11 protein-coding genes are annotated in these 14,561 nt (G+C 70.8%); 8 read left to right on the plus strand and 3 right to left on the minus strand.

Going from position 1 to position 14,561, the window contains the following annotated elements:
- Nucleotides 1–104: 104 nt before the first annotated feature.
- Nucleotides 105–1,100: an aldo/keto reductase gene (locus ACH4UM_RS31605; RefSeq protein WP_398186741.1), complete on the minus strand. Its 996-nt coding sequence runs from the start codon at nt 1,098–1,100 to the stop codon at nt 105–107.
- Between the two features lie 361 nt (nt 1,101–1,461).
- Between ACH4UM_RS31605 and ACH4UM_RS31610 the strand changes: the two genes are divergently transcribed.
- The 5 genes from ACH4UM_RS31610 to argJ all read left to right on the plus strand — a co-directional run bounded on the left by ACH4UM_RS31610 (nt 1,462) and on the right by argJ (nt 8,014).
- A complete protein-coding gene (locus ACH4UM_RS31610; RefSeq protein WP_398186744.1) occupies nt 1,462–3,177 on the plus strand; it encodes a thiamine pyrophosphate-binding protein in 1,716 nt (571 codons plus the stop codon).
- Between the two features lies 1 nt (nt 3,178).
- On the plus strand, nt 3,179–4,699 hold the full coding sequence (locus ACH4UM_RS31615; RefSeq protein ID WP_398186747.1) for an asparagine synthetase B family protein: 1,521 nt from the start codon (nt 3,179–3,181) through the stop codon (nt 4,697–4,699).
- 41 nt (nt 4,700–4,740) lie between these two features.
- Nucleotides 4,741–5,691: an agmatinase gene (speB, locus tag ACH4UM_RS31620; RefSeq protein WP_398186750.1), complete on the plus strand. Its 951-nt coding sequence runs from the start codon at nt 4,741–4,743 to the stop codon at nt 5,689–5,691.
- Complete coding sequence (gene cs1, locus ACH4UM_RS31625) at nt 5,688–6,662, plus strand: clavaminate synthase Cs1 (RefSeq protein ID WP_398186753.1); 975 nt, start codon at nt 5,688–5,690, stop codon at nt 6,660–6,662. Before speB ends, cs1 begins: the two co-directional genes overlap by 4 nt.
- Nucleotides 6,663–6,832: 170 nt before the next feature.
- Nucleotides 6,833–8,014, plus strand: coding sequence for a bifunctional glutamate N-acetyltransferase/amino-acid acetyltransferase ArgJ (gene argJ / locus ACH4UM_RS31630; RefSeq protein ID WP_398186756.1), 1,182 nt, complete (start codon nt 6,833–6,835; stop codon nt 8,012–8,014).
- A 69-nt stretch (nt 8,015–8,083) separates the two neighbouring features.
- Here argJ and ACH4UM_RS31635 read toward each other — a convergent pair whose 3' ends face one another.
- Complete coding sequence (locus ACH4UM_RS31635) at nt 8,084–9,091, minus strand: alpha/beta fold hydrolase (protein WP_398186758.1); 1,008 nt, start codon at nt 9,089–9,091, stop codon at nt 8,084–8,086.
- Nucleotides 9,092–9,102: 11 nt separating this feature from the next.
- Entirely contained in the window at nt 9,103–10,287 is a 1,185-nt protein-coding gene (locus tag ACH4UM_RS31640) for an LLM class flavin-dependent oxidoreductase (RefSeq protein ID WP_398186762.1), read from the minus strand.
- Nucleotides 10,288–10,513: 226 nt separating this feature from the next.
- On the opposite strand from ACH4UM_RS31640, the gene ACH4UM_RS31645 reads away from it, so the two are divergent.
- The 3 genes from ACH4UM_RS31645 to ACH4UM_RS31655 all read left to right on the plus strand — a co-directional run bounded on the left by ACH4UM_RS31645 (nt 10,514) and on the right by ACH4UM_RS31655 (nt 14,553).
- Entirely contained in the window at nt 10,514–11,878 is a 1,365-nt protein-coding gene (locus ACH4UM_RS31645) for an aspartate aminotransferase family protein (RefSeq protein WP_398186765.1), read from the plus strand.
- Between the two features lie 138 nt (nt 11,879–12,016).
- The gene (locus ACH4UM_RS31650; protein ID WP_398186768.1) at nt 12,017–13,285 is read left to right on the plus strand and encodes an ATP-grasp domain-containing protein; all 1,269 of its coding nucleotides are present in this window, start codon (nt 12,017–12,019) and stop codon (nt 13,283–13,285) included.
- Nucleotides 13,282–14,553 (plus strand): MDR family MFS transporter, encoded by a 1,272-nt coding sequence (locus ACH4UM_RS31655; protein WP_398186769.1) that lies wholly within the window; start codon nt 13,282–13,284, stop codon nt 14,551–14,553. Before ACH4UM_RS31650 ends, ACH4UM_RS31655 begins: the two co-directional genes overlap by 4 nt.
- Nucleotides 14,554–14,561 lie beyond the last annotated feature (8 nt).

A 14,561-nucleotide genomic window follows, 5' to 3' on the forward strand; every position in this document is an offset into this window, starting at 1 on the left:
GGAACCGGTGGCGTTTTCGCGGCCGTCCGGCGGCCGTCAGCCACGATCGCAGCAAGGGCTTGGCGTGGCCTTGACGCCGTTCTGCTGCCCGGCTTGCAATGCGCTCAGTTGCCGGTCATGGCGAGCATCGCGGGCGCATAGCGTTCTCCGTGGACCGGGACGGTCGCCGCCTGCGTCACCGCGGCCAGATCGTCCTCGTGCAAGCGGACCGTGACGGCGGCCAGGTTCTCCGCCAGATGGTCCGGATCGCTGGTTCCCGGGATGGGGACGACGTCGGATCCCTGATGGTGGAGCCAGGCCAGGCAGAGTTGGGCCAGGGTCAGGCCGAGCCGGTCGGCGACGGGGCGCAGCCGGTGCACCAGCACCTGGTTGTGCGCCAGGGCGGTGGGGCCGAACCGGGGCTGGCCGCGACGGAAGTCCTCGGCGGCGAGGTCGTCGGTGGTGCGGATCCGGCCCGTCAGGAAGCCGCGGCCCAGCGGGGCGTATGCGACGACGCCGATCCCCAGGGCCCGGCACGCGGGTACCACCTCGTCCTCGATGTCCCGCGTCCACAGGCTCCACTCGCTCTGCACCGCGGTCACCGGGTGCTCTGCGTCCGCCCTGCGCAACGTGCCCGCGGAGGGCTCGCAGAGCCCGAAGTGGCGGACCTTGCCCTCCTTGACCAGTTCGGCCACCGCGCCGGCGGTTTCCGCCACGGGAACGGCCGGGTCGATCCAGTGCTGGTAGTACAGGTCGATGTGGTCCACGCCCAGGCGCCGCAGCGAGCGCTCGCAGGCCGTGCGCACATAGGCGGGTTCGCCGCACAGCCCCTGGAAGCTGCCGTCGGGGGCGCGCACCATGCCGAACTTGCTGGCGATCACCACCTCGTCCCGGCGTCCGGCGACCGCCCTGCCGAGCAGTTCCTCGCCCTCGCCCTGGCCCTGGACGTCGGCGGTGTCCAGCAGGGTGACGCCGGCGTCCAGAGCGGCGCGAATGGTGGAGACCGAACGAGCCGGGTCCGGCCGGCCGTAGAAGGCCGTGGTCGGCAGGCAGCCCAATCCCTGGGCGCCGACCCGTAGACCGCGCAGCTCGCGCACCGGCGGATCGTTGGACGGGAGCATGAGGGAACCTCCGATACCGGCGTATGCCGGGAGTAAGGGGAAAGTGAATCGGCCGGCCTTGAATGCGGCAACCCCACAGCGGAATTGGCCGCGACGTCCGGACCGCAGCACGGTAACCGCCCGCACCCAAGCCCACAACGCCGAGCAGGTGTGCGCGTTTGACGAGACGCTGGAACACCGCAAGGGAATTACCGCGGCCTTGGGGGATTTTCTGCAAGTGAAACGTCCACATGCGTGCAAGGCACGCTCAGCACAGTGGGTCTGCGCGCCGGGCGGGCCGGTTCCGACGGCACGCCGCGGCCGAGGGCGACAGGTCCGCCCGACACCGACACAGCCACATTCGTACGCCTGAGGAGTTTCCATGTCGCGCGTGTCCAGCACCCCGAGCAGCAATCCGACGACCGCCCACACCCTGCTTCAGCGCCTGCGGGACCACGGAGTCGAGACGGTCTTCGGCGTGGTCGGCCGCGAGGCCGCCTCCATCCTCTTCGACGAGGTGGAGGGCATCGACTTCGTACTGACCCGGCACGAGTTCACGGCCGGCGTCGCAGCCGACGTGCTGGCCCGGATCAGCGGCCGACCGCAGGCCTGCTGGGCCACGCTGGGCCCCGGCATGACGAACCTGTCCACCGGTGTCGCCACCTCGGTCCTGGACCGCTCGCCGGTCATCGCGCTGGCCGCACAGTCCGAATCGCACGACATCTTTCCCAACGACACCCATCAGTGCGTGGACGCCGTCGGAGTGATGCGCCCGCTGACCAAGTACGCCGTGGAGCTTCAGCGTCCCGACGACATCACCGACCTCGTGGACTCCGCGGTCGCGGCGGCCATGACCGAGCCGGTCGGCCCCAGCTTCATCTCGCTCCCGGTCGACCTGCTCGGCAGCGAGACCGACACCACAAGGGTTCACCCGCGCGCCGTCACGCCCCGAAAGCCCATCGGCGCGGTCCAGGACGGCTGGCAGGCCGGGGCCGAAGAGGCCGCCGAACTGCTCACCGGGGCCCAGCATCCGGTGCTGGTGGTCGGCGCCGCGGCGATCCGATCCGGTGCGGTACCCGCCATCCGCGCTCTGGCCGAGCGGCTGAACATCCCGGTCATCACCACCTACATCGCCAAGGGCGTGCTGCCGCACGGCCACCCGCTCAACTACGGCGCCGTCACCGGCTACATGGACGGCATCCTCTCCTTCCCTGCGCTGGAGACCCTCTTCGGGCCCGCGGACGTCATCCTCACTCTCGGCTACGACTACGCCGAGGACCTGCGGCCGTCGATGTGGCAGCGCGGCGGTGCGAAGCGGACGGTGCGTGTGTCCCCCACGGTCAACCCGATTCCGCGGGTGTACCAGCCCGACGTGGACGTGGTCACCGACGTGCGCGCCTTCGTCGAGTACCTGGACGGCCAGACGGCCCGGCTCGCGCCGAAGACCCCGCACGACATCACCCCGCTGCGCGAGCGGGTCGCCGAGTTCCTCGCCGACCCCGAGCACTACGCGGACGGTATGCGGGTCCACCAGGTGATCGACTGCATGAACACCGTGATGACCGAGACCGCCGAGTCGGGGGAGGGCACCATCGTGTCCGACATCGGCTTCTTCCGGCACTACGGAGTGCTCTTCGCCCGCGCCGACCAGCCGTTCGGCTTCCTGACCTCGGCCGGCTGCTCCAGCTTCGGCTACGGCATACCCGCCGCAATGGGCGCGCAGATGGCCCGGCCGGGACAGCCCACCTTCCTCATCGCGGGCGACGGCGGCTTCCACTCCAACAGCGCCGATCTGGAGACCATCGCACGGCTCAACCTGCCCATCGTCACCGTGGTGGTCAACAACGACACCAACGGGCTGATCGAGCTGTACCAGAACCTCGGTCACCGACGCTCCTACGACCCGGCGGTGAAGTTCACCGGCGTCGACTTCACCAAACTGGCCCAGGCCAACGGCGTGGAGGCGGTGCGGGCCGCCACCCGCGAGGAACTGCTCGCCGCACTGCGCAAGGGCGCCGCTCTCGGCCGGCCGTTCCTCGTCGAGGTGCCGGTGAACTACGACTTCCAGGCCGGTGGTTTCGGCGCGCTGAGCATCTGAGATGGCGCTGCCCGCCGCCACCGGCTTCCTGACCGCCGTCCAGCAGGGTGAGGGCCCGATCCCGCAGGGGGCCTTCGCATCGTCCGGACTCCGCGCCGAGGCGCGAGAGGAACCGGGCGGTCACACCCTGTACACCAGTCTGCTCCACTCCGGGGCTCCGGAAGACGCCCAGGCGCGGGGACCGGGCTCGGTGCTGGTGTTCGCCGGTGAGCTCTACAACCAGAGTGAGCTACGGACGCTGCTGCCCCGCGGCACCGATCCGGCCGGCGACGCCGGGCTCGTCCTCGCGCTCTTCGACCACTACGACCTGCACACGTTCCGGCTGCTCAACGGGCGCTTCGCGGTCCTGGTGCACACCGCGGGCCGGGTGGTGCTCGCCACCGACCACGCGGGCTCGGTGCCGCTCTATCTGACCGCCGCGCCGGGCCGGGTGCTGGCCGCCACCGAGGCCAAGGCGTTGCGCACCGTCCCCATGGGACGGCCGCTGCCCGCTGCCCGCCCGGTCCGCCGGCTCCCCGGGGTGCACCAGGTCCCGGCCGGGACCGTGCTGGAGGTCGCAACGGGCAGCGGTACCTGCACGGCCCACCGCACCTGGGCACCGCCGCTCTCCCGCCGGATCCTGGCGGAGGGAGAGGCGGTGGAAGCCGTGCGCCGGAGCCTGGAGCGCGCGGTCCGCGCCCGCACGGGCTCGGAGACACCGCTGGTGGTCCTGTCGGGCGGTATCGACTCCTCCAGCGTGGCCGCCCTGGCCGCCCACGGAGCGGGTGACCCGATCGAGACCGTCTCGATGGGCACCGACGACGCCGACGAGTTCCCGCAGGCCCGTATCGTCGCCGACCACCTGGGCACCGCGCACAGCGAGATCACCATCACCACCGCCGACCTGCTGCGCCGCCTGCCGCACGCGGTCTGGGCGGCGGAATCCCTCGACCCGGACATCATCGAGTACCTGCTCCCGCTCACCGCCCTCTATCTGCGGCTGGAAGGTGCCGGCCGGCGCATCCTGACCGGCTACGGCGCCGACATCCCGCTGGGCGGCATGCACCGCGAGGACCGGCTACCGGCCCTGGACACCGCTCTCGCCCACGACATGGCGACCTTCGACGGCCTCAACGAGATGTCGCCCGTGCTCTCCGGCATCGGCGGCCACTGGTCCACCCACCCCTACTGGGACCGCGAGGTTCTCGACCTCCTGGTCTCCCTGGAGTCGGGGCTCAAGCGCCGCTACGGGCAGGACAAGTGGGTGCTGCGAGCCGCCATGGGTGACCTGCTGCCGTCCCAGACCGTCATCCGCCCCAAGCTCGGCGTGCACGAGGGCTCCGGCACCACCTCGTCGTTCAGCCGGCTGCTCACCGATGCGGGCGTTGCCCCGGCCCAAGTCCACCACGCCAAGCGTCTGGTCGTACAGGAACTGTTCGACGACGTGGTGGTGGCCGGACGGCACCCGGAGGAGGTGGAGACCGCGCAGACCGTGCAGCTGGTCGCCGACCGACTGGGGCGCGTCGCACGGACCGCCTCGTGACGGGCCCGTCACGAGGCCGACCCCCAAGGAGCCACGACGGCGTGGAACGCATCGACATCAACGTCTCCCCCCGCTACGCACAGATCCCCACCTTCATGCGCCTGCCCCACGACCCGGCCCCCAGCGGCCTGGACGTCGTGGTGATCGGCGCCCCGTACGACGGCGGCACCAGCTACCGGCCAGGCGCACGCTTCGGCCCCCGCGCGATCCGCAACGAGTCCGGGCTCATCCACGGCGTGGGCATCGACCGCGGACCCGGCACCTTCGACCTGATCCGCTGCGCCGACGCCGGCGACATCGATCTGACCCCGTTCAACATGCACATCGCGATGGACACCGCCCAGCGACGGCTGACCGAACTGCTCACCGACAACGCGGCGTTCCTCATGCTCGGCGGAGACCATTCGCTGACGCTCGCCGCGTTGCGGGCCGTCTCAGCCAAGCACGGGCCGCTGGCCGTGCTCCACCTCGACGCGCACAGCGACACCAATCCCGCCTTCTACGGCGGCGAGTACCACCATGGCACCCCGTTCCGCCACGCCATCGACGAGAAGCTCGTGGATCCGCAGCGGATGGTGCAGATCGGCATACGCGGACACAACCCACGGCCCGACTCACTCAACTACGCCCGCGAGCACGGTGTACGCATCGTCACCGCCGACGAGTTCTCCACGCTCGACAGCGACGCCGGTGCGCGACTGGTGCGCGGGATCGTCGGCGACGCACCGGTCTACGTCTCGGTGGACGTCGACGTCGTGGACCCGGCCTTCGCCCCGGGTACCGGCACACCGGCCCCCGGCGGCCCCACCTCCCGCGAGGTGCTGGCCCTGCTGCGTGGTGTGGGGGACCTGCGTCCGGTCGGGTTCGACGTCATGGAGGTCTCGCCGCTCTACGACCACGGCGGCATCACTTCCATCCTCGCCACCGAAATCGGCGCGGAGCTCCTTCACCAGTACGCCCGCGCCCACGCCCACGAAAGGAATTCCCTGTGACAGTCGTGGACTGCACCGCATACGCCGGGGAACTGCGCGCCCTCACCGAGCGGCTGCCCCGGATCCCCCGCGCCGACCTGTACGCCTTCCTCGACTCCGCGCAGGCGGCCGCCACCGACCTGCCCGCCGCTCTGGCGAGCACGCTGGACTCCTTCAACGCCCAGGGGAACGAGGACGGCTACCTGCTGCTGCGCGGTCTGCCCGTGGAGGAGGACGACGCCCTGCCGCCCACCCCGAGCACCACCCCGGCCCCGGTGGACCGTCCGCTGCTGGGCATGGAGGCCATGCTCGGCATCATCGGCCGCCGCCTGGGCGTGCACACCGGCTACCAGGAGCTGCGCTCGGGCACCGTCTACCACGACGTGTATCCCTCCCCGAACGCACATCACCTGTCCTCGGAGACTTCCGAGACACTGCTGGAGTTCCACACGGAGATGGCCTACCACGTCCTGCAGCCCAACTACGTGATGCTGGCCTGTTCCCGGGCCGACCACGAGCGCAGGGCGGCCACCCTCGTCGCCTCGGTCCGCAAGGCACTGCCGCGGCTTTCCTCCGAGGTCCGTGAATGGCTGTACGACCGGAAGATGCCGTGTTGCGTGGACGTCGCCTTCCGCGGCGGCGTACCGGACCCGGGGGCGATCGCGCGGGTGAAGCCGCTGTACGGGGATCCGGAGGACCCCTTCCTCGGCTACGACCGTGAACTGCTCAACCCGACCGAACTCGAGGACGCGAAGGCGGTCGACGCGCTGTCGAAGGCGCTCGACGAGGTCACCGAGGCGGTCCACCTCACCCCCGGTGACGTACTGATCGTCGACAACTTCCGTACCACGCATGCCCGTACGCCCTTCACCCCGCGTTGGGACGGCCGGGACCGCTGGCTGCACCGGGTCTACATCCGTACCGACCGCAACGGGCAGCTGTCCGGCGCGGAGCGCGCGGGCGACGTGGTGGCCTTCACCCCGCGCGGCTGACCGCGGCACCACCTCGGGGGCCGGGCGGCACAGGAGCGAGAACTCCCCTGCCGCCCGGCTCCCCGCGCGTACGCCCGCACCGAAGCGTGACTGGGATCGCATTGGTATGCATCGCATGGTATGGATCATTAGTACGCAGCCCGTGCGCCTGCTCCGGGAGAGGAATGAGCATGACAGACAACGACGGCTACGCACCGAGGGGTTTCGCGGTGCACACCGCCCCGGTCGGTCTGCTGGACGATGGACGCGACGACTTCACCGTCCTGATGTCCACCGTGCAGTCCACGGTGAGCGCGGTCTTCACCCGATCCCGTTTCGCGGGCCCCAGCGTGGTGATCAGCCGTGCCGCCTGCGCGGACCGAAGCGCCCGCGGGGTGGTGGTGCTGGCCCGCAACGCAAACGTCGCCACTGGGGCGGAGGGGGAGCGCAACGCCCGCGAGGTGCGCTCCTTGACGGCCCGGGCGGCCGGGGTCCCCGAGGACGAACTGCTGATCGCCTCCACGGGTGTGATCGGCCGTCAGTATCCGATGCCCGCCATCCGCGACCACCTGAAGAGGCTGGCCGCGCCGCTGCCCGAGGGCGGTTTCGACCGGGCCGCCCGAGCCATCATGACCACCGACACCCGGCCCAAGCTGGTCCGCCGGCGTATCGGTGACGCGGTCCTGGTCGGCATCGCCAAAGGGGTCGGGATGATGGAACCCGACATGGCCACCCTGCTCACCTTCTTCGCCACCGACGCCCGGCTGGACCCCGAGGAGCAGGACCGCATCTTCCGCCGGGTGATGGACCGGACCTTCAACGCCGTCAGCATCGACACCGACACCTCCACCAGCGATACGGCTGCCCTCTTCGCCAACGGCCTGGCGGGCGACGTGAGCTCGGCCGCCTTCGAAGAAGCGCTGTACGAAGTGGCGTTGACGCTGGTGAAGGACATCGCCCGGGACGGCGAGGGAGCGGGCAAGCTGATCGAGGTGCGGGTGGGCGGGGCCCGGGACGACTCCCAGGCCAAGCGCGTGGCCAAGGCGGTGGTCAACTCCCCGCTGGTCAAGACCGCGGTGCACGGCGGCGATCCCAACTGGGGCCGGGTCGCCATGGCGATCGGCAAGTGCTCCGACGACACCGACATCGAACAGGACCGGGTGGTCATCCGCTTCGGTGACGTGGCGGTCTATCCGCCCGGACCGTCCGACGCGTGCGACGAGGACGAGGTACGGGCCGCCGTCGCCGCCGAACTGGCGGGCAGCGAGGTCGTCATCGGCATCGAACTCGGCATCGGACACGGGGCGTTCACCGTGTACGGCTGCGACCTGACCGAGGGCTACGTGCGGTTGAACGCCGACTATTCGACGTGACGGCTCGCCCTCGAAAAGGAAGCGGACGGTGCCCTGGGCACCGTCCGCTTCTCCGTGTGGCGCAGACCGTCACGTGCCGGGCACAGCGGCGGTCGTCGTCCGGTGGGCCAGCAGCCGGCGCAGCACACCGCCGACGAAGTCCCGGTCGGCGGGATTCGCTCCGGCTCCGGCCAGGTGTCCCCACACCCCGGGGATCACCTCGACGGTCGCGTGCGGCAGCAGCCCCGCGGCCCACTCCTCGTCCGCGACCGCGAAGCACTGGTCCAGGGCGCCGGGCAGCAGCACGGCCTCCGCCGTGACCGAGGACAGCGCCGCCTCGGCACTGCCGTCGAAGCCGGGGGTCGCGCCCACATCTGCGTGTTCCCAGGTGCGCACCATGGCCAGGAGGTCCGCGGGGGCCGGTCCGGCCACGAAGAACGGCTCCCAGAACCCGGTGAGGTAGTCCTCCCTGCCGGCGAAGCCCAGTTCCCGGTAGGCATGCCGGGCCCAGAAGGGGTGTGAGGCCGCCCATCCGGCGAAGACCCGGCCCGCGGCCCGTTGTCCCCGCTCCGCGCCGCCGTCGGCGGCCAGTGCGGCGGCCAGACCGGACAGGAAGACCTGGTTGTGCTCGCTGGTCACCGCGGAACCGCAGACCGGCGCGATCCGGCGTACCATCTCCGGGTGGGAGACCGCCCACTGGTAGGTGTGCGCCGCGCCCATCGACCATCCGGTGACCAGGGCCAGTTCCCGGACGCCCAGATGCTCGGTCAGGAGCCGGTGCTGTGCGGTGACGTTGTCCTGCGGGGTGATCAGCGGGAAGCCCGCCCCCGACGCGTGGTTGCTGGGAGAGCTGGAGACCCCGTTGCCGAACAGGCCCGTGGTGATGACACAGTACCGGCGGGTGTCCAGCGGCCGGCCCGCTCCGATCAGCCAGTCGTAGCCGGTGTGGTCGCCGCCGAAGAAGGACGGGCACAGCACGGCGTTGGTGCCGTCCGGGCGCAGACTCCCGTGCACGGCATAGCCGATCCGCGCGTCGCTCAGGGTCCGGCCGCTGAGCAGTGGCAGATCGCCGAGTTCGAAGATGTCGTTGTCGGCCACCGTACTCCTGCTCACAGCCAGTTCGGCGCGATCTCGGTGGCCCACAGCTCCAGGCTGCGCATCTGCACGTCGTGCGGGACCAGGCCCGAGTACTGGCACTGGAGCAGGTACTCCGGGTTGTGCTTCTCCACCAGCTTTTCGATCTTGCGATTGATGTCGTCCGGGGTGCCGACCCACTCCAGGCCCCGCTCGACCAGCGTCCCGTAGTCCGCGCCGATCGGCCCCGTCTCACCGACGTTGCGCAGTGCCTCGGTGAAGCCCATGGGGCCGAACCAGTTCTCGAAGATGAAGCCACCCCCGCGCGCCGCCCAGTGGTGGGCCTCGTCGGCGTCCCGGGACACCAGGACGTCCTTCATCACGCCCACCCTCTCACCGCGCCGCAAGCTGCCGTGCCCTGCCGCCTCGGCCTCCTCCTGGTACAGGTCCATCAGGCGCCGCACGACCTGGTCGTCGGTGTTCATGAGGATGGGCACCACGCCCTCACGGGCGCAGAACCGGAAGGTGTCCTCGCTGAAGCTGAACGGCTGGAACACCGGGGGATGGGGCCGCTGGTACGGCTTGGGAGCGATGCCGACCTCCTGGACGATCCCGTTCTCGTCGACTCCGCTGCCGTACCGGCGCACCGCGTCGTAGGGGAATTCCAGGTCCTTGACCGGGATCGTCCACTGGGCGCCGGAGTGCGAGAAGGTCTCTGTGGTCCACGCCTTCTTGAGGATCTCCCAGTGCTCTTCGAAGAGTGCGCGGTTGCGCAGGTCGTTCTCGCCGGCGTCCGAGAGTGTTCCGCCGACCCCGTACACCTGGCCCATGATCTCGGCCCAGCGCTTCTGGAAGCCCCGGGCGATACCGACGAAGGTGCGGCCGCGCGTCATGTGGTCCAGCATCGCCAGATCCTCGGCGAGCCGCAGAGGGTTGTGGAAGGGCAGGATGTTGGCCATCTGGCCGACCCGGATGTGCTTGGTCTGCATGCCCAGGTACAGGCCCAGCATGATCGGGTTGTTGGATACCTCGAAACCCTCGATGTGGAAGTGGTGCTCGGTGAAGGACAGCCCCCAGTAGCCGAGTTCGTCGGCGGCCTGTGCCTGGCGGGTGAGCTGCCACAGCATGTTCTGGTAGTTCCGCGGGTTGACGCCCGACATGCCGCGCAGGATCTGATCGTGGCTGCCGACTGTGGGCAGGTAGAAGAGTATGGACTTCACCGTGGTCCTTTCGGGTCGCAGCGCCGACGCGTGAAGGTGCGAGAAGGCGGCTCCACCGTTCCACCGAACTCTTGGTATCCGTTTGACGCGGCGCCTGCCGGCCGGCACGAACGCGGCTTGTCCCCGGCTGGAGGTGGCCCGCAAGTGCGCAGCGGGACGTCCAGCGTCCGGCAAGCGGCCGCGGTGAGGGTGGGAACGAGCCCCAGCCGTTCCGAAGGAGCCCCTCGTGACCTCTGCAACCTCCGCCGTGCCCGGTGCGCTCGATGCCGGGCTCGCCGCCACGGACCGTGCCACGCTCATCCACCCCACGCTGCCCGCGCACCGCGCCGACCGGACCGTGTTGGTCTCCGGCTCCGGCAGCCGGGTCCGTGACGCCGCCGGGCGGGAGTACCTGGACGCCTCGGCCGTGCTCGGGGTGTGCCAGGTGGGCCACGGTCGCCCGGAACTCGCGCGGGCCGCGGCCGAGCAGATGATCCGGCTCGAGTACTTCCACACCTGGGGAACCGTCAGCAACGACCGCGCCGTCGAACTGGCCGCGCGGCTGACCGAGCTGAGCCCGCGAGAGCTGAGCCGGGTGTACTTCACCAGCGGCGGAGCCGAGGGCAACGAGATCGCGCTGCGGATGGCGCGTCTCTACCACCACCGGCGCGGCGAGACACAACGGACCTGGGTCCTGTCCCGGCGGATGGCCTACCACGGCATTGGCTACGGCAGCGGCGGAGTCTCCGGATTCCCGGTCTACCACGACGGATTCGGCCCCTCACTGCCGGACGTCCACTTCCTGACGCCGCCGCACCCCTACCGCCGGGAACTGTTCGACGGCGCCGACGTGACCGACTTCTGCGTCGCCGAACTGCGCGCGGCCATCGAGCGGATCGGCCCGGAGCGGATCGCCGCGATGATCGGCGAGCCGGTCATGGGCGGCGGCGGCGCAATTGTCCCGCCCGCCGACTACTGGCCGCGGATCGCCGAACTCCTGCGCTCGTACGGCATCCTGCTGATCTCCGACGAAGTGGTCACGGGATACGGGCGCACCGGGCACTGGTTCGCCGCGGAGCACTTCGGCGTGACGCCCGACATCATGGTCACGGCCAAGGGGATCACCTCCGGATACCTGCCGCACGGCGCCGTCCTGACGACCGAGGAGGTCGCGGCCGAGGTGACCGGCGACCACGGCTTCCCCGTCGGCTACACCTACACCGGCCACCCGACGGCCTGCGCGGTGGCGCTGGCCAACATCGACATCATCGAACGCGAGGGGCTGCCGGCCAATGCCACGGCGATCGGCGACCACCTGGGCCGGCGGCTCGCGGAGCTCACCGGGTTGCCGGTCGTGGCCGAGGTCCGCAGGCTGGGCCTGATGCTTGCGGTGGAACTGACGTCCGACCAGGAACAGCGCCGGCCGCTGCCGCACGGCACTCTCGAGGTGGCGGACGCACTGCGCGAGCAGGCCGGCATCATCCTGCGCACCAACCCCTACGCCCTGGTGATCAACCCTCCGCTGGTCTTCACCCGCGAGGACGCGGACGAACTGGCCGAAGGGCTGCGGTCGGTGCTCAGCCGGACCGATCCGGACGGCCGCGTCCACTGACCGCTCCACCGGAACCCCCACGTCAAACGGTCTGCAAGCCGACGCCAAGACCGCCGGAACAACCTGGGCCCGGGCCGTACGGGCAGGCGCGCCGTGCCCCAGGCCCCGCCCACGCAGCCGAACCCTCGGAGAACCGTCATGCCACAGCGTCCCAAACTCGTCCTCGTCGGTCAGTTGTCCACCCTCCCGTGGGTCTTCGATGCCGCCGAGCGCGCCGGGATCGACCTGATCCTCGTTCCACGGGGGGACGACTCGGCGGAGTCGGCCGGGCGGGCCAACGCGGTGGTCGAAGTGCTGCCGCTGGACATCGACGCAGACCCGGAAGGGGCACTGTCCGCACTCGCCGGCCGCTGCCGGCAGCAACCCTTCGAGGGAATCATGGCGGGCAACGAGAAGGTCGTGCCGTTCGTGGCGCGAGCCGCACGAGTACTGGGTCTCACCGGCCTGTCCGAGGAGGCGGCCGCGGTGGTCCGTGACAAACGCAGCATGCGGCAGCGGCTGCGGGGTGCCGGCCTCGGGGCGCCCGGCTTCACGGTCATAGACGACCCGGACGGCTGGACCGACGCGCTGACCCTGCGGTTTCCCGTCGTGGTCAAACCGGCGAACGGCTATTCCAGCCTCGGCGTGATCCGCGTCGACGACAAGGACAGCCTGAAGCAGGCCGTCGCCCGCACCTGGGAACTCGTCGAGACCCACCTGGGCCGGGCCGGCGGACCGGCCGAGGAGGCCGGTGTGCTGGTCGAGGAATACCTGGACGGGCCGGAGATCTCCGCCGAATCGCTCGTTCACCACGGTCAGGTGCGGGTCTGCGCCATCAGCTGGAAGGGAGAACTGACCGGCCCCTACTTTGAGGAGACCACGCTGCGGGCTCCCGCCCAGCTGCCTGCCGAGGTGCTGGCCGCGATCGAGACGGAGGTGGTCGACGCGCACCACGCCTTCGGCGTCACGGAGGGCACCACGCACACCGAACTGCGGCTGGTCGGAGGGGTGCGGCCGGTGTTGCTGGAGATGGGCGCGCGCATCGGAGGCGGCGGCTTCATGCACCACCTCGTCCACGTCAGCAGCGGGATCGACCTGGCGGCCGAGGCGCTGCGCATCCACCTCGGCCGGGAACCCGTCTGCTGGCGCGAGGAGCCGGTGCCGGCCGGCCACGTCGCGGCCTACCTGGTACCGGTCGGCAGCGGCGGGCGGATCAAGCGGGTGCGCGGCCTGGATGCCGTGCGTACCGACCCGCAGGTGGACCATGTGGTGCAGACCGTCGGCCCCGGCGCGGTGCTCCGGCCCTACCCGGACTGGTCCGGGTATCCGGCGATCGTGCTCTCCCGGCACGAGTCGGACGCGGCGGCGGTGAAGTTCCGTGACCACCTCGCCCGGACGCTGCACGTCGAGTACGAGGAGCAGAGTTGAGCACACGCCACGGCGCGGCGCACCGTGGCGCGGCACGGCTCGTGAACTTGCTCCGGACCATGGCGGGCGGACTGCCGCGCACCTACTGGTGGCTCTGGGGCGGCATGCTCATCACCTCCGCCGGCGGATTCGTGGTGCCGTTCCTGGCGATCTACCTGACCGGCGCGCGCGGCTACTCAGCCTCCTTCACCGGCCTCACCCTCGCCGTGTTCGGCGTCGGCAGCGGAATCGCCTCACTGCTGGGCGGAGTCCTCGCGGACCGTCTCGGCCGCCGGGCGGTGCTGCTGGCGAGCGAGGCGATGGCCGTCGCCGGCATGGTGGTGCTCGGCACGGCGCGCTCCGAGGCCCTGGTGCTGACGGGCACCCTGGTGGTGGGCGTGGGACTCAACGCCACCCGTCCCGCCCGGGCCGCTGCCGTGGCCGACCTGGTGGACCAGGCCGATCGGCCGCGCGCCTATGCGTTGCTCTACTGGGCCACCAACCTGGGGTTCTCCGTCGCCGCCGTGGCCGCGGGAACGGCCGCCGAGCACGGCTTCGTGACGCTGTTCGTGGTCAACGCGCTGGCCAACGTGGCTGCCGGGGCCATGGTCTACCGATGGGTGCCGGAGACCCGTCCCGAGACGGCCGTGCCGAGTGGTGAGACCACCACTCGGGCGGCCCGGGGCGTCCACCGCGACCGGCCGTTCCTGGTGCTGCTGGGCTCGGTTCTGCTGCTTGGTCTTCTCTTCCAGCAGCCGCTGGTGGCGCTGCCGCTGACCATGACGGCAGACCGGCTCTCCCCGGCGGACTACGGCCTGGCCATGATGATGAACGGCCTGGTCATCGCGGTGTTGCAGCTGCCCTTGACCCGGTTGGCGGGGCGGGTGCGCCCCGAGGCGGCGCTGGCCGCGGCCACCGTCACCACCGGGATCGGCCTGGGGCTGACCGCCGTCGTCCACTCCGTGCCGGGATACGCGGCAACCGTCGCGCTGTGGAGCCTGGGGGAGATCGTGGTCTGGCCGACCTGTATGGCGCTGGTCGCCGCCCTGGCACCGCCGGACGGTCAAGGCACCTACCAGGGCTGGTTCCTGTCCGTGTGGAGCGTCTCCGTGGCCCTGGCGCCACTGCTCAGCGGGCAGCTGATCCAGGCGGTCGGTACGGGCGCCGTCTGGGCGTCCTGCCTGGTCCTGGCGCTGCTGGCCGCCACGGCACACCTGCTGCTGGCCCGGCTGCGCCGGCCCGTGCAGAGCCCGGCGGCATCCGCGAGCACGGACGTGTCAGCGTCCTGACCGGGCAG

The sequence above is a fragment of the Streptomyces sp. NPDC020801 genome (assembly GCF_044334385.1).
Classification (GTDB): Bacteria; Actinomycetota; Actinomycetes; order Streptomycetales; family Streptomycetaceae; genus Streptomyces.

Excerpts from the sequence above, each read along its gene's own strand:
- ACH4UM_RS31605 (WP_398186741.1), bottom strand. The coding sequence starts at position 1,100 with ATGCTCCCGTCCAACGATCCGCCGGTGCGCGAGCTGCGCGGTCTACGG.
- ACH4UM_RS31610 (WP_398186744.1), top strand. The coding sequence starts at position 1,462 with ATGTCGCGCGTGTCCAGCACCCCGAGCAGCAATCCGACGACCGCCCAC.
- ACH4UM_RS31615 (WP_398186747.1), top strand. The coding sequence starts at position 3,179 with ATGGCGCTGCCCGCCGCCACCGGCTTCCTGACCGCCGTCCAGCAGGGT.
- argJ (WP_398186756.1), top strand. The coding sequence starts at position 6,833 with ATGACAGACAACGACGGCTACGCACCGAGGGGTTTCGCGGTGCACACC.
- ACH4UM_RS31650 (WP_398186768.1), top strand. The coding sequence starts at position 12,017 with ATGCCACAGCGTCCCAAACTCGTCCTCGTCGGTCAGTTGTCCACCCTC.